12 protein-coding genes are annotated in these 17,094 nt (G+C 61.5%); 6 read left to right on the top strand and 6 right to left on the bottom strand.

The window, feature by feature from the left end:
* Positions 1 to 25: 25 nt before the first annotated feature.
* Positions 26 to 1,729: an AMP-binding protein gene (locus BFP90_RS19645; protein ID WP_065893052.1), complete on the top strand. Its 1,704-nt coding sequence runs from the start codon at positions 26 to 28 to the stop codon at positions 1,727 to 1,729.
* A 175-nt stretch (positions 1,730 to 1,904) separates the two neighbouring features.
* On the opposite strand, the gene BFP90_RS19640 is transcribed toward BFP90_RS19645, so the two are convergent.
* Complete coding sequence (locus tag BFP90_RS19640; protein ID WP_065897766.1) at positions 1,905 to 3,020, bottom strand: Gfo/Idh/MocA family protein; 1,116 nt, start codon at positions 3,018 to 3,020, stop codon at positions 1,905 to 1,907.
* Positions 3,021 to 3,333: 313 nt separating this feature from the next.
* On the opposite strand from BFP90_RS19640, the gene BFP90_RS19635 reads away from it, so the two are divergent.
* From BFP90_RS19635 to BFP90_RS19615, 5 genes are all read left to right on the top strand, one after another.
* The gene (locus tag BFP90_RS19635; protein WP_176718060.1) at positions 3,334 to 4,362 is read left to right on the top strand and encodes a WD40/YVTN/BNR-like repeat-containing protein; all 1,029 of its coding nucleotides are present in this window, start codon (positions 3,334 to 3,336) and stop codon (positions 4,360 to 4,362) included.
* 16 nt (positions 4,363 to 4,378) lie between these two features.
* Complete coding sequence (locus tag BFP90_RS19630) at positions 4,379 to 6,754, top strand: efflux RND transporter permease subunit (RefSeq protein WP_065897764.1); 2,376 nt, start codon at positions 4,379 to 4,381, stop codon at positions 6,752 to 6,754.
* Positions 6,755 to 6,919: 165 nt separating this feature from the next.
* Positions 6,920 to 7,207 (top strand): DUF5629 family protein, encoded by a 288-nt coding sequence (locus BFP90_RS19625; RefSeq protein WP_065893048.1) that lies wholly within the window; start codon positions 6,920 to 6,922, stop codon positions 7,205 to 7,207.
* Positions 7,197 to 8,369 (top strand): lactonase family protein, encoded by a 1,173-nt coding sequence (locus BFP90_RS19620; RefSeq protein WP_065897763.1) that lies wholly within the window; start codon positions 7,197 to 7,199, stop codon positions 8,367 to 8,369. The genes BFP90_RS19625 and BFP90_RS19620 overlap by 11 nt, the downstream gene beginning before the upstream one ends.
* Positions 8,370 to 8,523: 154 nt before the next feature.
* Entirely contained in the window at positions 8,524 to 8,703 is a 180-nt protein-coding gene (locus BFP90_RS19615; protein ID WP_065897762.1) for a hypothetical protein, read from the top strand.
* A gap of 119 nt (positions 8,704 to 8,822) precedes the next feature.
* On the opposite strand, the gene BFP90_RS19610 is transcribed toward BFP90_RS19615, so the two are convergent.
* The 5 genes from BFP90_RS19610 to BFP90_RS19590 all read right to left on the bottom strand — a co-directional run bounded on the left by BFP90_RS19610 (position 8,823) and on the right by BFP90_RS19590 (position 16,861).
* A complete protein-coding gene (locus BFP90_RS19610; RefSeq protein WP_065897761.1) occupies positions 8,823 to 9,416 on the bottom strand; it encodes a glutathione S-transferase in 594 nt (197 codons plus the stop codon).
* Complete coding sequence (locus BFP90_RS19605; protein ID WP_065897760.1) at positions 9,413 to 13,051, bottom strand: AAA family ATPase; 3,639 nt, start codon at positions 13,049 to 13,051, stop codon at positions 9,413 to 9,415. The genes BFP90_RS19610 and BFP90_RS19605 overlap by 4 nt, the downstream gene beginning before the upstream one ends.
* Positions 13,048 to 14,289 carry an exonuclease SbcCD subunit D C-terminal domain-containing protein gene (locus BFP90_RS19600; protein WP_065897759.1) on the bottom strand — a complete coding sequence of 414 codons (1,242 nt, stop codon included), beginning with the start codon at positions 14,287 to 14,289 and terminating at the stop codon, positions 13,048 to 13,050. Before BFP90_RS19600 ends, BFP90_RS19605 begins: the two co-directional genes overlap by 4 nt.
* A gap of 201 nt (positions 14,290 to 14,490) precedes the next feature.
* Positions 14,491 to 15,735 carry a saccharopine dehydrogenase family protein gene (locus tag BFP90_RS19595; protein WP_065893042.1) on the bottom strand — a complete coding sequence of 415 codons (1,245 nt, stop codon included), beginning with the start codon at positions 15,733 to 15,735 and terminating at the stop codon, positions 14,491 to 14,493.
* Between the two features lie 28 nt (positions 15,736 to 15,763).
* The gene (locus BFP90_RS19590; RefSeq protein WP_065897758.1) at positions 15,764 to 16,861 is read right to left on the bottom strand and encodes a carboxynorspermidine decarboxylase; all 1,098 of its coding nucleotides are present in this window, start codon (positions 16,859 to 16,861) and stop codon (positions 15,764 to 15,766) included.
* Between the last annotated feature and the right edge of the window lie 233 nt (positions 16,862 to 17,094).

Raw genomic sequence — 17,094 nt, 5'->3', positions numbered from 1 at the left:
CCACAACAACAATAAGGACACTGCCATGAACGCCATCAGCCTGGAACAGACCGAACGCATCTGGTTGAACGCCTACCTGCCCGGCGTGCCGGCGGACATCGATGCGGCCATCGAGGATTACCCCTCATTGCGCGAAGTGTTCCTGGAGCACCTGGAAAAATTCCGCGAGCGCGTGGCCTATGTCAGCATCGGCACGCCAATGACCTATGCCGATTGGAACACCCAAGGCCACGCCTTCGCCGCCTGGCTGCAGGGTCAGGGGGTGAAGAAGGGCGACCGTGTCGCGCTGATGATGCCCAATTGCTTGCAGTACCCGATCTGCCTGCTGGGCACGATCCTGGCCGGCGCGGTGGTGGTCAACGTCAATCCGTTGTACACCGCCCATGAACTCAAGCACCTGCTCAAGGACAGCGGCGCCGAGACCGTGGTGATCTTCGAAAACTTCGCCCACACCCTGGAAAAAGTCGTGTCCGGCAGCAGCGTCAAGCGCGTGGTGGTGGCGGCCATCGGCGACCTGCTCGGTACCTTCAAGGGCGCGGCGATGAACTTCATCCTGCGCAGCGTGCAAAAGCAGGTGCCTGCTTTCAGGTTGCAAGGTTCTGTGCGTTTCAACCAAGTGCTCAAGCAGGGGCGGGCGCTGACGTACCTGCCGGTCAGTCTGGACCGCGATGAGCTGGCCTTCCTGCAATACACCGGCGGCACCACCGGCGATGCCAAGGGCGTGATGCTCAGCCATCGCAATATCATCGCCAACCTGTTGCAAGCCAAGGCCTGGGTCGGCGACCAACTGGACCAGGACAAGCAGGAAACCAACGTGACCCTGCTGCCGCTGTACCACATCTTTTCCCTGACGGTGAACTGCCTGATGTTCATGTGCCTGGGTGGGCGCAATATCCTCATCGCCAATCCCCGGGACGTGAAACGGGTGCAGATGATCCTGCGCAAGGAGCGCTTCAACGGGATTGCCGGGGTCAACACGCTGTTTAACGGTTTGCTGGAGAACAAGGAATTCTGTGCGCGGGACTTTTCCGACCTGCGCCTGGTGATCGCCGGAGGCATGGCCACCCACACGGCGGTGGCCAAGCGTTGGAAAGAAGTCACCGGGCTGCCGATCGTTGAAGGCTATGGGCTGACCGAGTGTTCACCGGTGGTGAGCATCAGCCCCATCGACATTCATCGTATGCGCGAAATGGCGTTTACCGGCAGCATCGGCGTGCCGTTGCCGTCGACCTGGGTGCGCTTCATGCGTGAAGACGGTGAACTGGCCGAAATCGGCGAGCCGGGCGAATTGCAGGTGCGCGGGCCGCAAGTGATGCAGGGCTACTGGAAGCGCCCGAAGGAAACCGCCGAAGTGCTGGACGCCGACGGCTGGTTGTCCACCGGTGATATCGGGGTGATGGATGAACGCGGTTACATTCGCCTGGTGGACCGCAAGAAAGACATGATCCTGGTCTCGGGCTTCAACGTGTACCCCAATGAAATCGAAGATGTGGTGGCGATGCACCCAGGGGTGGCGGAAGTAGCGGCGATTGGCGTGGAAGATGGCGTGACCGGCGAGCGGGTCAAGATCATCGTGGTACGCAAGGACCCCAAGCTGACCCAGGAGCAGATCCTCGCCCACTGCCGGGAATACCTGACCGGGTACAAAGTGCCCAGGTATGTGGAGTTTCGCACCACGGAGTTACCCAAAACCACCGTCGGCAAGGTGCTACGCCGAGCCCTGCGCTGATAGTGAAGGTAACGCAGACCAAATGTGGGAGGGGGCTTGCCCTGATGTCTGTAGGAGCGAGCTTGCTCGCGAAAAACATCAACGATAACGCGTGCTTTCTGAATGAACGCGGTGCCTGTGAGTTTTTCGCGAGCAAGCTCGCTCCTACAGTATTAGGGCAAGCCCCCTCCCACATTTAGATCGAGTTCACTTGGACCCAGCGTTCTTCTTTGGACGCCATCCGAATCGCCGTCGCCAACCGCTCCACCGCCCACGCCGCCTCAAAATCAGTGCCATCGCCGCCTTGCCCCGCCAGCGCCATGATCAGCTCCTGTACCTCCAATGTCTTAAGCTCGTTGTAACCCAACTGATGCCCCGCCGCCGGGCTGAACGCGGCATAACCGGGCAGGGTGGGGCCGGCGAGCAGACGCTGGAAACCGTCCTGGCCGACGCGGCACAGGCGCAATTCGTTCAAGCGCTCCTGATCGAACGCGAGCGTGCCCAGGGTGCCGCTGATTTCGAAACTCAGGTGGTTTTTGTAGCCGTGCTTGAGCCAACTGCTGCTGACCGTGCCGCGCGCGCCGTTGGCAAAGCGCAGCAGGGCGTGCACCTGGTCATCCACGGCGATGGATTTCAGCTCGAGGCTGCCTTTGAAGGCCGGCCGTTGCGCGTGGACGGTCTGGGTATCGGCGCACACGCTGACCACTTCGCCCACCAGATAATGGGCCATCGACAGCAAATGGCTGCCGAGGTCCGCCAGCGCGCCGCCTGCGTGTTCCACCTCACAGCGCCATGACCAGGGCGAGGCCGGATCGGCCATGAAGTCTTCGCTGAACTCGCCCTGGAAACTGATGATCTCGCCCAGCTCGCCGCGGGCAATCATCTGTCGCGCCAGTACGATCATCGGGTTGTGCTGGTAGTTGTAGCCGACGCGCGTCACCACCCCTGCCGCGCTGGCCGCGCGACGCATCGCATCGGCCTGTTCCAGGCTGACCGCCAGCGGCTTCTCGCAATACACCGCCTTGCCCGCCGCAATCGCGGCCATGGCCATGGGGTAATGCAGGTGGTTGGGCGTGGTGATGGCCACCACATCGACCCTGGGGTCGTCGATCAGCGCCTGCCAGTCGACATGGGCCTGGGCAAACCCCCAGGCACTGGCGCAGCGTTGCGCACGCTCAGCGTCGGCATCGGCCAGCGCCGCCAGTGCAAGCGTGACCGGCAGTTCGAAGACCGCCCGGGCGTTGTTGAACGCCAGCGCGTGGGCGCGCCCCATGAAGCCTGTGCCGATCAAGCCGATTCCGAGTTCACGCATCGCCGTGGTCCTTTGGATTATTATTTTCAGGAAGGGCATTAATGGAATAAATATTCTCAAAATTCAATAGATGGAATAAAAATTCATTTGATGTGCGAATCATCATTTCAGCTGATGCAGGGATATTCAGCTTGTGGCCAAATGCCGTCAGTTAACAAAAGATAACGTAGCGCCGATTGTCAGACGATTCGAAAGCCCGATAGGATGGCCCGTGCTTGCCCCAGGCGCTCTAGATTGCAGGTTTCAGAGCCCTGCGCCAGGCGACACGACCTAACAATAATAAATGGGAGAAAGGTCTATGAGTGAGCCTGTCATGGGTTGGGTTGTTTGCCGCCCACGCGCCGCACGCAAGCTTGCGTTGCTGGCCACAGCGCTCTCGCTGTTTGGGGCCGTCGCATTGCCGACGGTCGTCCAGGCCGCCAGCGATACCACTTTTGCGATTGAATCCCCCAAGGCCGCCAAAGGCCTGATGATCGATGTCGTGCATGCCGGCCAGCGCCTGGTGGCGGTGGGTGATCGCGGGCACATCCTCTATTCCGATGACCAGGGCAGCACCTGGGCCCAGGCCAAAGTCCCCACCCGGCAACTGCTCACGGCGGTGTTTTTCGTCGATGCCAAGCACGGCTGGGCGGTTGGCCATGATGCGCAGATCCTGGCCAGCAGCGACGGTGGCGCCAGCTGGACCCAGCAATACCAGGACCTCAAGCGCGAAGCGCCGCTGCTCGACGTGTGGTTCAACGATGCCAATCACGGCCTGGCCGTAGGCGCCTACGGGGCGCTGATCGAGACCACCGATGGCGGCGAGACCTGGGAAGACGTCAGCGACCGTCTCGACAACGAAGACCAGTTCCACCTCAATGCGATTGCCTCGATCAAGGACGCCGGCCTGTTTATCGTGGGGGAGCAGGGCAGCATGTTCCGCTCCAGCGATGACGGCCAGACCTGGGAAAAACTCGAAGGCCCCTACGAGGGCTCGTTGTTTGGCGTGATCGGCACCGCTCAGCCGCGCACCCTGCTGGCCTACGGCCTGCGCGGCAACCTTTACCGTTCCACCGACTTTGGCGGCACCTGGGCGCCGGTCGAGTTGAATGCCGCCCGTGGCGCCCTCGAATTCGGGCTGTCGGGGGCGACCTTGCTCGATGACGGTTCCATCGTCGTGGTGGGCAATGGCGGCAGCGTGGTGGTCAGCCACGACGATGGCCAGACCTTCAGCGTATTCAACCGCCCGGACCGGATTTCGCTTTCAGCGGTGACGGCGGCAGGCAATGGCAACTTGATTCTGGTCGGGCAGGGCGGCGTTCGCGTCGCGACAGCTGCTGGCGCCGAACCGACGAAACAATAAGAAAAAGGCGGGAAGCATGAGCAGTCATCACAACGATAAAGCGACCTTTCTTGAGCGCCTGATTTTCAACAATCGCCCGGCAGTGATCCTCATTTGCCTGCTGGTGAGTGTCTTCCTGTTCTGGCAGGCGACGTTGATTCGCCCCTCCACCAGCTTTGAAAAAATGATCCCCCTCAAGCACCCCTTCATCGAAAAGATGATGGAGCACCGCAATGACCTGGCCAACCTGGGCAATACCGTGCGCATTTCGGTCGAGGCCAAGGATGGCGACATCTTCACCCAGTCATACATGGAGACCCTAAGGCAGATCAACGACGAGGTGTTCTACATCTCCGGCGTCGACCGCTCGGGCCTCAAGTCGCTGTGGAGCCCCAGCGTACGCTGGACCGAAGTGACCGAGGAAGGCTTCGCCGGCGGTGAGGTGATCCCGCAGAGCTACAACGGCTCGCCGCAAAGCCTCGATCAACTGCGCAACAACGTGCTCAAGTCCGGCCAGGTCGGGCGCCTGGTCGCTAACGATTTCAAGTCGAGCATCGTCGATATCCCGCTGCTGGAGTCCTACCCGGACCCCCAGGACCAGGGCAAGTTGCTGGCCCTGGACTATCGCAAGTTCTCCCATGAACTCGAAGACAAGATCCGCGACAAGTTCGAAGCCCAGAACCCCAACGTCAAGATCCACATTGTCGGCTTTGCGAAAAAGGTCGGCGACCTGATCGATGGCCTGGTGATGGTGGTGCTGTTCTTCGGCGTTGCGTTCGTCATCACCCTGATTCTGCTGCTGTGGTTCACCAATTGCCTGCGCAGCACCATTGCGGTGTTGAGCACGACACTGGTGGCGGTGGTCTGGCAACTGGGGCTGATGCACTTCTTCGGTTTTGGGCTGGACCCGTATTCGATGCTGGTGCCGTTCCTGATCTTCGCCATCGGCATCTCCCATGGCGTGCAGAAGATCAACGGCATTGCCCTGCAATCCAGCGAGGCGGACAACGCCTTGACCGCAGCCCGGCGCACCTTCCGGCAACTGTTCCTGCCGGGGATGATCGCGATCCTCGCTGACGCCGTGGGCTTTATCACGCTGCTGATCATCGACATCGGCGTGATCCGCGAACTGGCCATCGGCGCGTCCATCGGCGTGGCGGTGATCGTGTTCACCAACCTGATTCTGCTGCCGGTGGCGATTTCCTATGCGGGCATCAGCAACCGCGCCATCGAACGCAGTAAAAAGGACGCACACCGCGATCATCCGTTCTGGCGCCTGCTGTCGAAATTCGCCAGCGCCAAAGTCGCCCCGGTATCGATCCTGCTGGCCCTGGTCGCCTTTGGCGGCGGCCTCTGGTACAGCCAGAACCTGAAGATCGGCGACCTCGACCAGGGCGCGCCGGAACTGCGCCCGGATTCGCGCTACAACAAAGACAACAACTTCATCATCAGCAACTACTCCACCAGCTCCGACGTGCTGGTGGTGATGGTCAAGACCAAGGCTGAAGGCTGCTCGCGCTATGAAGCCATGGCGCCCATCGACCAGTTGATGTGGAAGATGCAGAACACCGAGGGCGTGCAGTCGGCGATCTCGCTGGTGACCGTGTCCAAGCAGATGATCAAGGGCATGAACGAGGGCAACCTGAAATGGGAAACCCTGTCGCGCAACCCGGACGTGCTGAACAACTCCATCGCCCGCGCCGATGGCCTGTACAACAACAATTGCTCGCTGGCGCCGGTGCTGGTGTTCCTCAACGACCACAAGGCCGAGACCCTGGACCGTGCGGTGCACGCGGTGCAGGACTTCGCCAGGGAGAACAACAAGGACGGCCTGGAATTCATCCTCGCCGCCGGTAACGCCGGGATCGAGGCGGCCACCAACGAGGTGATCAAGGAGTCGGAGCTGATCATCCTCATCCTGGTGTACCTGTGCGTGGCGACCATGTGCATGATCACCTTCCGTTCCTGGGCGGCGACCCTGTGCATCGTGCTGCCGCTGGTACTGACCTCGGTGCTGGGCAACGCGCTGATGGCGTTCATGGGCATCGGCGTCAAGGTCGCGACCTTGCCGGTGGTGGCCCTGGGTGTCGGCATCGGCGTGGATTACGGCATCTACATCTACAGCCGCCTGGAAAGCTTCCTGCGCGCCGGCCTGCCGCTGCAAGAGGCGTATTACCAGACGCTCAAGTCCACCGGTAAAGCCGTGCTGTTCACCGGTCTGTGCCTGGCCATCGGCGTGTGCACCTGGATCTTCTCGGCGATCAAGTTCCAGGCCGATATGGGCCTGATGCTGACCTTCATGCTGCTGTGGAACATGTTCGGCGCGTTGTGGCTGCTGCCGGCACTGGCACGGTTCCTGATCAAGCCCGAGAAGCTGGCAGGGCAGAAGGGCAACTCGTTGTTTGCGCACTAAGTGTAGGAGCGAGGGGGACGCCTAGTTCTTGCTCGCGAAAAACGTCAACGATAACGCATGCATTCTGGATAAATGCGCTGTCTGTGAGTTCTTCGCGAGCAAGCTCGCTCCTACATTATTGCTTTGGGCTATCATTGCGACCTTCCTCGTAAATGATTGACTGCCATGACTGCCGACACTCTGACCACCGCCCTTGCCACCAGCGACATGCTGATCATCAACGGGCTGCACGCCTTCGACTTCACGCTGGACCGGCAGTTGCTGATCGAAAGCATGGACGGTCGGGAACTCAAGCGGTGGACCTTCAGTCCAGAACAACTGGAGGCGGCGACCTTTGATGACAGCCTGCAAAGCTGGGTGCTGTGTAACGACGACGGTGAACACCGTCTGGTCTGCCTGAGCGCCATCCAGGGCGACAACAATAACGATGAGGACGAAGCAGATGATGCGTAAATTCTGGCCCCTGTTGATGGCCGGCAGTGTCGGCGCGATGTCGGTGCAGGCTGCACCGGCCGACACCTATGAACTGCTGGTCGGCAGCTATACCGCCGGCAGCAGCGAGGGGATCTACCGCCTGCAATTCGACAGCCGTACCGGGCAGTTCAGCGGCAAGCCGGTGCTGGCGGCGAAAACCGCCAACCCGTCCTGGCTGACGCTTTCCAAAGACCAGAAGCAGCTGTTTGTTGTCAACGAAAACGGTCCGGGCCAGGACGATGTGGTCGGTCGCGTCAGCAGCTACCGTATCGATCCGCAGAATTATCAGCTCACCCTGATCAATCAGGTGCAGAGCCTGGGCAATGAGCCGACTCATTCCAGCGTGGCCGCCGACGGGCGTTATCTGTTTGTCGCCAACTATTCGGTGGTGGAAGACCCGGGCGGCAGCCTGGCGATTTTGCCGCTGGACACCGACGGCAAGCTGTCGGCCCCGGTGCAGTTGAGCGGGCACCCGGCCAGCGGTGTGAACCCTGAACGCCAGGCTTCCAACCACGTGCATTCGGTGGTGTCGTCGCCGGACGGCAAGTATGTATTCGTGCAGGACCTGGGTGCGGACAAAGTGTTTGCCTACCGCTACGACCCCAAGGCCAACCACGAACTGCCGCTGACCCCGGCCGAGCCTGCCGCCGTGCAACTGCCACCGGGCAGCGGCCCGCGCCACTTGCTGTTCAGCGCCGATGGCAAGCATGCCTGGCTGACCACCGAGATGAGCGCCCAGGTGGCGGTCTTCGACTACAACGATGGCAAGCTTGCGCAAACCCAGTTGGTGGATTTCGCCGCCGGCCAGCCGGTGTCCGATAAAGCCGGCGCTGCGCTGCACGCCTCCAGCGACGGCAAGTTCCTCTACGTCAGCAACCGTGGTACGGCCAATCAGCTTGTGGTGTTCAGCATCGACCCGGCCACCGCGCACCTCAAGGAAATCCAGCGCCGCTCGGTCGAAGGCGACCACCCGCGCGAGTTCAGCCTGGACCCGAGCGGCAAGTTCCTGCTGATCGCCAACCAGAAAAGCAATGAAATCGTGGTGGTTGAACGCGACCCCAAGACCGGCCTGCTGGGTAAAACCGTGCAGAAATTGCCGATCGATGCGCCCAGCGACCTCAAGTTCCTGGCGCGTCAATAAGCCACAGGCCCCGAACGCCGGGGCCTGACCTTCACTATTAATTTTATTGATGACGGCTACTGTTTCAAAGCATTTCTAAGCTTCAACCCTCGGGCGTAAGTTGGCTTCCAAGGCCTCCCGGCCACCAAAACCAACGCACACGAGGGTTACCGTCATGAACTTCAATCTCTTCTCGATCATCGCCGCTTCCGCCGTTTCCGCGACCGTTGCTCTGCCTGCGGCAGCCAGCGTGGACGTCACCGGCAAAAAATCCGGCACCACTGCCTATACCCAGAAGTACCTGCAACAAAGTGCCAACTTCTATGCCGCGCTGGATCACAAGACCCAGGGCTAACAAAGATCAACCTGTGGGAGGGGGCTTGCCCCCGATGGCAATGTGTCAGTCTGCTTATCTGTAGCTGACCCACCGCAATCGGGGGCAAGCCCCCTCCCACAGGTTGATTGATGTTGGTTTCAGGGTTTTGCCATCACTGCCATAAACAGCGGTGACTCCAGAATCCGCTGCAGCCATGCCTGAAGCCGTGGATACGGCGCCCCCGCAAACCATTCGCGATCCACATGAGCGAACTGCCGTACGAACGGCACAACGGCCGCGTCCGCCAGACTCATGCGCTCTGCAAGCAAGTAGTCATGGTCCCCCAGCAAGTCCTCCAGCATTTGCAGGAACACCTCACCCTCGGCCCGATAATGTTCCATTGCGTGCTCGGGGTAGCGCTCGGCGTACTTGTATCGATTCAAGTGATGTCTGAACACCTGGTCATTCTCGGCGATCAACGCCAGCACCGCAGGATCGCGTTGCAGCAGCCAATCCTCGGGATCGTGCTGCGCCAGGGCCCATTGCATGATCTCCAGGCTTTCCTCGATCACCCGGCCGTCAAGGCTCAACACCGGCACCGTGCCCTTGGGCGACAACGCCAGCATGTCGGCCGGTTTGGCCTTGAGGCTCACCTCGATGATCTCCACCGGTACGCCTGAATAGCGCAACGCCAACCGTGCGCGCATGGCATAGGGGCAGCGCCGGAACGAATACAGCAGCGCCGCGCTCACTTGACCTCCAGGGTGCTCAAGCCATTGCCCTGGCGCTTGACCTGGATCTGCACCGGGATGCGTTCGTGCATTTCCTGCACGTGGGAGATCACCGCCACCTTGCGCCCCTGGGCCTGCAAACCGTCCAGGGCGTCCATCGCCAGTTGCAGGGATTCGGGGTCGAGGCTGCCGAAACCTTCGTCGATAAACAGCGACTCGATCTTCAAGGTACTGGACGCCATCGACGCCAGGCCCAGGGCGAGCGCCAGGGAGACGAGGAAGGTTTCACCGCCCGACAGCGAGTGCACCGAACGCAGTTCGTCGCCCATCTCGGTGTCCATCACCAGCAGGCCAAGCATGCTGCCGCCGCGTTTAAGGCGGTAGCGGCGCACCAGTTGGCGCAATTGCACGTTGGCGTGGTGCACCAGCAGGTCGAGGTTGTAGGCCTGGGCGATTTTGCGGAACGTGTCGCCAGTGGCCGAACCGATCAGTGCATTCAGGCGGGCCCAACGCTGCCATTGGTCATAGGCCTTGGCGATCTGTTCGGCCAGGGCGTGATTGGCGTCCTGGCGCCGCTGGTCTTCGGCCTGGCGGGCGCGCAGTTCGGCGCAGTGTTTCTCGCCCTCGGCCAGTTGCTGGTTGAGCACGGCGAGGCTGTTGTCCAGCTGCTCGGCGTCCAGGTTGCCGTTGTGCAAGGCCTGATGTTCGGCCAGGCGCTGTTCGCGCTCCTGCAGCAAGACACCGGCTTGTTCAACGGCTTTTTCGCGGGTGTGCAACTGCTGGCGCAGGTCCGTGACCTGGGCCTCGTCGAAGGCCAGCAGGCGGGTCAGGCCTTGGTCATCCAGCTCGGGATGCGCGGCGCGCCACGCAGTGATGCGCGTGTCCAGGGCTTGTTGCTCCGTCTCGAGCGCTTGCTGACGTTCAAGCAGGGCCTTGAGATCGGCGACCAGTTGCACCAGTGCGGTGTGCACCGCGTGCAGTTCCTGGCTGGCGTCGGCTTCGCTTTGGCGCGCCTGGCTGACGGCCCGGTCCAACTGCTGTTGCCACTGTTCGGCGCTCTCGTGCGCACCGAGCAAGTCGCTGAGTTTGGCCTGGGCGTCGTGTTGCTGGGTGCAGAGCTGCGCGACCTGCAGATTCAGGGCTTCTGACTGCTGCTGGCGATGCTGCTGATGGGTCTGTTGTTTTTCGATGGCCTGCTGGCGCTCTTGCTGCTCGGCCAGTTCATCGCGCTGATGGCCCAGTTGCTCGAGACGCTGGCTGACCTGCTGGTCGAGTTGCATGAAGGTCGCCGCCGGCTCACTGCGCAAACCTTCCAGGGTGGCGGCGGGCAACAGGCTGGCGAAGCTGGCAAGCTCGGTGTCGAGGCGCTCGCGGTCACCGGCCAGGGCGCGCTGCTGGTCGAGCAACAATTGTCGGGCCTGCTGGCTCGCGTCCTGGGCGGCCTGCAATTGCTGCTGCAAACGCCCGGCGTTTTGTTGCAGGTTGAGCAGGGCGCCCTGGCGCTGTTCGTCCTGGGCGATGCTTTGCGTCAGTTGCGCCAGTTGCTGGGCCAGCCAGTCGGTGCGCTTGACCGCGTCCTGATGCAACAGCGTCGCGTACAGTGGGTGCGCTTCAAGGCTCGGCGCCAACGCCTGCTGCTGCAGCGCCAGCTGTTCCTGTTGCGCCAAAAATTCCTTTTGCTGGGCGATCAGCCCACCGACTTCGCCGCGTAGCTCGGTGAGTTTTTCCTTGAGGCGGTCGACGGCTTGCTGCGCTGTGGCCTCTTCGCTTTCATCGTGGCGACCCAGGCTCTGCAACAGCGCTTCGGGCTGGTGATAGGGATGTTCGTGGCTGCCGCAGACCGGGCAGGGCTGGCCATCCTGCAACTGTTCGCGCAGTTCCTCGACGCTGGCACTGCGGGCCAGGCGCTGGCGCTCCAGCAGTTGCTTGGTCACCGTCAGGGTTTGCTCGGCTACCGTCAGTTCGGCTTTGGTTTGCAGGCCGGTCTGGTTCAGTTGCTCGCGCTGCTGCGCCGCGTCGGCGAGTTTCTGCGCCAGGGTGCCGGCCTGGGTGTCGAGCTGCTGTTGACTGCCCCACAAGCGTGCGAGGTCTTCGAAAGCGCGTTGTTGCTTGCGATTGTCCTGCAGGAGGCTGGCGAGCAATTGAATTTGCTCGGCCACCGCGTGGGGTTCGGCGCCGGCCTCCTGGTACAGCAGGTCCAGGGCCTCGCGTTGCAGGGTAAATTGCTCGACGGCGGCGTTGACGCGCTGTTCAAGCTGCGGCAGTTCAGCCTCGCCCTGGTTCAGGCGATTGCCGATCATCATCAGTTGTTGCAGGCGGTCGCGGTAGGCCGTCCAGGCATCGCTCAGTGGCGCGAGGGTGGCGCTGCGCTCAAGTTCGGTGGCCAGGCTATGCAGGCGCTCGGCGACCTGGGCCTGTTTGTCCTGCAAGCCTGTGAGCAAGACGTGGCCTTCGTGGCAGGCGCTTTCGTGCTGCTGCTTTTCCTCGGTGCGCTTGGCCAGCTCTTTGGTCAAGTGGGTGAGGGTGGTCTGTTCTTCGAAGGCCTGGCGCAGCAAAGGCGCGGCGCTTGCCTGGTTCTGTTGGGCTTGGGCCAGGGCCGATTGGGCGGCGGCCTGCTGTTGTTGCGCCTGTTCCTGACGGCTGTGCAGCGCGGTTTGTTGCTCAAGGTGCTGTTGAATCTGCGCGGCGAGCGGGGCCAGCAATGCGTCGAGTTCAGCGCGACGCACGAAGTGATGGCGCTGCGGCGCGAGCTGGTCCAGGCGCGTCAGGTCCTGGCGCTGCTGGCCTTGGCTGTCCCACAGTTGTTGGGCTTGTTGCAGCTGCTCGGCGGCGCTTTGCCGGCGCTCCTGCCATTCGCGCAACTCCTTGAGCCAGGTGTGCTGCAACTCCAACTGCTTGAGTTGGGCCTGGTGGGTTTTGAGTTGCTGTTGTGCCTGACTCAGTTGTTGATCCAGCTCGGCGCGGGCTTCGGCAGCCAGAGGCACCACGCCGCTGGCCTGGTCCTGCAATTGTTTGTGCACGTCCCTGGCATCCTTGGCCTTGTCGAACGCACGGCGGCCCAGTTGGGTATACAGCGCGGTGTCGGTGAGCTTTTCCAGCAGTTCGCTGCGCTCGTTGTCGTTGGCCTTGAGAAAGGCGCTGAACTCGCTTTGCGCCAGCAGCACTGCGCGGGTGAATTGTTCGAAGTTCAGGCCCAGGGCCAGTTCCAGCTGGGTCTTGTATTCGGTTTTCTGACTGGCCAGCAGTTGCTCGCTGTCCAGGTCGATCAAGCTCTGGCGGCTGTTCTGCAACTTGCCGCTGGCCTTGTCGCGCGCGCGATTGGCTTCCCAGCGCGCACGGTAGCGGCGGCCGCTGACGCCGACGAAATCCACCTCGGCATAACCACCGCCGGTGCCCCGTCTGAGCAGGGTGCGCGGGTCGCCGATGGAAATGTCGCTGTCGGCATCCGGCATCTTGGCCTGGCCGGTATCGCCCAGGCGCGGCACCGCGCCAAACAGCGCCAGGCACAGCGCATCGAGCAGGGTGCTCTTGCCGGCGCCGGTCGGCCCGGTGATGGCGAACAGACCGGCACTGGCCAGCGGCTCGGCGGTGAAGTCGATCTCGAACGGTCCGGCCAGGGACGCGAGGTTTTTCAGGCGGATGGCGAGGATCTTCATGGCTGTTCGCCCTCCTGTTGCACTTCCTGGAGCAGCACGGCGAAGTCCTTCAAGGTCTGTTCATCCACTTCGCTGCCATAGCTGTCCTGCCAGGCGCGGCTGAACAATTCCTGGGGGGTGAGTTGGTCGAGTTCGACCAGGCGCTCTTCATCACTGCCTTCGCGCGGGCCATTGCCTGCGTATTCGGCGGCGATGCGCACCAGGCGCACGGCCTTGCCTTGCAGGGCATTTTCGATCTGCTGGCGCAGGTCCGGCTGCGGTTCGTCAAGGCGTACCCGGACTTCCAGCCATGGGTGACGTTGGGTTTCGGCCAGCAAATCCACATCGGGCAAGTCGGCCAGCTGTTTGAGGATATCTGCCAGAGGCGCGGCCTCCAGGCGTTGCAGATTGACCGAGCGCGGGATCGGCAGCGGTTCGACGCTGACCAGCCTTTCGCCCTGGAACGTCACGTCGAGCACCTGGTGCTTGTAGCCGATTTCGGAAAAAGACAGCGGAATCGGCGAACCGCTGTAGCGGATACGCTCTTCGCCATTCACCTTCTGCGGCTTGTGCAAATGGCCGAGGGCGACGTAGCCGACACTCCTATCGAAGAGTTTGGCCGGCAGCGCCTCGGCATTGCCGATGATCAGGCTGCGCTCGGAGTCTTCCGACACCGATCCCCCGGCCATGTGTGCATGGCTGATGGCAATCAGCGCCTGGCCCTTTTTGCGTTTGGCGTTGGCGGCGGCGATCAGCCATTCATGCACCTGGCCGATGCCCTGCAGGTAATCATCGCCCAACTGTGCGCCCGTGACTTCCGCCGGGCGCAGGAACGGCAGCGCCAGGCACCAGGCGGCGATCTTGCCTTTGGCATCCGGCAACGGGATCAACAGGCGTTCGGCATCCAACTGGCCATCATCGAGCCACAACACCCGGCCCAGGGCGTGGGTGCGCAGGCGGCGCATCAACGGTGCGGGCAATTCGATGCGCGACCCGGAGTCATGATTGCCGGCAATCATCACGATCGTCAGTGTCGGGTTTTGTTCGTGGGCGCTGATGATGAAGTCATACAGGCGCTCCTGTGCCTTGAGCGGCGGGTTGACCGTGTCGAAAATATCGCCGGCGATCAACAGCGCCTCCGGGCGGTGGGCCTTTAACTGGTCCAGCAGCCATTCGAGGAAACAGGCGTGTTCGAAGTCGCGTTCCTGGCCGTGCAGGTTTTGCCCAAGGTGCCAGTCGGAGGTGTGGAACAGACGCAAGGCGAACTCCGTGCAGAAGAGGAAAAGGAGGGGAGTTTACCTGTAAAAGCACACGGGGTGCCTGCGGGTAGCCCCGGACCCAGTGTGGGAGGGGGCTTGCCTCCTCCCACAGGGGATCGCGTTGTTTTATTGGGTATCCGTGCCCCAACAAAAAAATGCGCCCCTGAGGGCGCATTTCTTTGTTCGGTCAGCGATCGCCTGTCAGGCAGGCGCATTCCAGGCCCGATCACCGTGCTCGTCCTTGATGCGAGTCGGCAAGCCCATCACGTCCAGCGCTTTCAGGAACGGCTCGGCCGGCAGTTCCTCGACGTTGGCCATGTGTTTCACATCCCACTCACCACGCGCTACCAGCAGCGCGGCGGCGACCGGTGGCACGCCGGCGGTGTAGGAGATGCCCTGGCTGTCGGTCTCGGCGAAGGCTTCCTCGTGGTCGGCCACGTTGTAGATGAACATCTCGCGCGGCTGGCCATCCTTGGTGCCTTTGACCAGGTCACCGATGCAGGTCTTGCCGGTGTAGCCGGGGGCGAGCGAAGACGGGTCGGGCAGGACGGCCTTGACCACTTTCAACGGCACCACTTCCAGGCCTTCGGCGGTGGTGACCGGTTTCTCGGAGAGCAGGCCGAGGTTTTTCAGCACGGTGAACACATTTATGTAGTGTTCGCCGAAGCTCATCCAGAAGCGCACGTTGGGCACGTCGAGGTTTTTCGACAGTGAGTGCACTTCATCGTGGCCGGTGAGGTAGAGGTTCTGCGAGCCGACGACCGGCAGGTCGTCGGTGCGTTTGACTTCGAACATGGTGTTGCTGGTCCACTGGCTGTTCTGCCAGCTCCACACCTGTCCGGTGAACTCGCGGAAGTTGATTTCCGGGTCGAAATTGGTGGCGAAGTATTTGCCATGGGAGCCGGCATTGACGTCGAGGATGTCGATCGAATCAATGCGGTCGAAATGCTGTTGCTGCGCCAGCGCGGCGTACGCGTTGACGACACCCGGGTCGAAGCCCACGCCCAGGATGGCGGTGATGTTCTTCTGTTTGCATTCTTCCAGGTGGTTCCATTCGTAGTTGCCGTACCACGGCGGGGTCTCGCAGACCTTGCCCGGCTCTTCGTGAATGGCGGTGTCGAGGTACGCAACGCCCGTGTCGATGCAGGCACGCAGTACCGACATGTTGAGGAACGCGGAACCCACGTTGATGACGATCTGCGATTCAGTCTCGCGGATCAGGGCCTTGGTCGCTTCCACGTCCAGGGCGTTCAGCGCGAAGGCCTGGATGTCGGCGGGAACCTTGAGGCTACCCTTGGCCTTGACGCTGTCGATGATGGCCTGGCATTTGGAGATGTTGCGCGACGCGATAGCAATACGACCGAGTTCGTCGTTGTGCTGCGCGCACTTGTGGGCCACCACCTTGGCGACACCTCCTGCACCAATGATAAGAACGTTCTTTTTCAATTGCTTTATCTCTCCTTTATCCGCCAGCTTACGAAAGGCTGGACAGGTAGTCGTCGTAACCAAATTCACGAACCACTTCGACTGTACCGTCGAGTTGTTTCACTACGATGGACGGCATTTTCAGGCCGTTGAACCAGTTTTTCTTGACCATGGTGTAGCCCGCGGTGTCGATGAACGACAGCCGATCGCCGATGGCCAGCGGACGATCAAATTGGTACTCGCCGAAAATGTCCCCGGCCAGGCAGGATTTGCCGCACACCATGACGGTGTGTTCGCCTTCGCTTGGCGCCAGCTTAGCGTTGAGGCGATAGATCAGCAGGTCCAGCAAGTGGGCTTCGATGGAACTGTCGACCACGGCCAGGTTCTTGCCGTTGTAGAGCGTGTCGAGCACGGTGACTTCGAGCGACGCGCTGTTGGTGATCGCCGCTTCCCCCGGTTCCAGGTACACCTGCACGCCGTACTTCTCGGAGAATGCTTTCAAACGCGCGCAAAACGCTTCCAGCGCATAGCCTTCACCGGTGAAATGGATGCCGCCGCCGAGGCTGACCCACTGGACCTTGTGCAGCAGCGCGCCGAAGCGTTCTTCGATGGTGCCGAGCATTTTGTCGAACAGACTGAAATCGCCGTTCTCGCAGTTGTTGTGGAACATGAAACCGGAGATTTGCTCGATCACGCCTTCGATCTTCACCGGGTCCCATTCGCCCAGGCGGCTGAACGGACGCGCCGGGTCGGCCAGCAGGTAATCGGAGCTGCTCACTTGCGGGTTGACCCGCAGGCCGCGGGTCTTGCCCTCGGAGCGCTCGGCAAAGCGCTGCAGCTGGCTGATGGAGTTGAAGATGATCTTGTCGCAGTTGTCCAGCATCTCTTCGATTTCATCATCGGCCCAGGCCACGCTGTAGGCGTGCGCCTCACCTTCGAACTTCTGGCGGCCGAGCTTCAACTCATACAGCGACGACGAGGTGGTGCCGTCCATGTATTGCTGCATCAGGTCGAACACCGACCAGGTGGCAAAGCACTTGAGTGCCAGCAGAGCCTTGGCGCCGGACTGCTCGCGCACGTAGGCAATCTTCTGCATGTTGACCAGAAGCTTCTGTTTATCGATGAGGTAGTACGGCGTTTTGATCATTTTTGAGAGCCTGCGGCGGTGCCTGCCAAAAAAGGACACGCATTGTGCCCGCACTTGGAACAGATCGAAAGGTTAGTGGGCGGAATTTGCTGCGCCGGGTTTCGAGCATAGGCCCTGAGTATGACCGTCCATGGTTATACACCGACCTAGTGTGGGAGGGGGGTTGCCCCCGATGGCGGCCTCTGGGCCGACCAGGATGTTGGATTGGACCGAGTACATATCCGTTTCTGCGG

Source organism: Pseudomonas sp. 24 E 13, from assembly GCF_900004715.1.
GTDB classification, from domain to species: Bacteria; Pseudomonadota; Gammaproteobacteria; order Pseudomonadales; family Pseudomonadaceae; genus Aquipseudomonas; species Aquipseudomonas orientalis_A.
The sequence above is the reverse complement of the archived record's forward strand: the minus strand, read 5'-3'. Positions and strand labels throughout refer to the sequence as shown.

Coding starts and splice junctions, on each gene's coding strand:
- BFP90_RS19645 (WP_065893052.1), top strand. CDS start 26: ATGAACGCCATCAGCCTGGAACAGACCGAACGCATCTGGTTGAACGCC.
- BFP90_RS19605 (WP_065897760.1), bottom strand. CDS start 13,051: ATGAAGATCCTCGCCATCCGCCTGAAAAACCTCGCGTCCCTGGCCGGA.
- BFP90_RS19630 (WP_065897764.1), top strand. CDS start 4,379: ATGAGCAGTCATCACAACGATAAAGCGACCTTTCTTGAGCGCCTGATT.
- BFP90_RS19590 (WP_065897758.1), bottom strand. CDS start 16,861: ATGATCAAAACGCCGTACTACCTCATCGATAAACAGAAGCTTCTGGTC.
- BFP90_RS19635 (WP_176718060.1), top strand. CDS start 3,334: ATGGGTTGGGTTGTTTGCCGCCCACGCGCCGCACGCAAGCTTGCGTTG.
- BFP90_RS19640 (WP_065897766.1), bottom strand. CDS start 3,020: ATGCGTGAACTCGGAATCGGCTTGATCGGCACAGGCTTCATGGGGCGC.
- BFP90_RS19620 (WP_065897763.1), top strand. CDS start 7,197: ATGATGCGTAAATTCTGGCCCCTGTTGATGGCCGGCAGTGTCGGCGCG.
- BFP90_RS19615 (WP_065897762.1), top strand. CDS start 8,524: ATGAACTTCAATCTCTTCTCGATCATCGCCGCTTCCGCCGTTTCCGCG.
- BFP90_RS19625 (WP_065893048.1), top strand. CDS start 6,920: ATGACTGCCGACACTCTGACCACCGCCCTTGCCACCAGCGACATGCTG.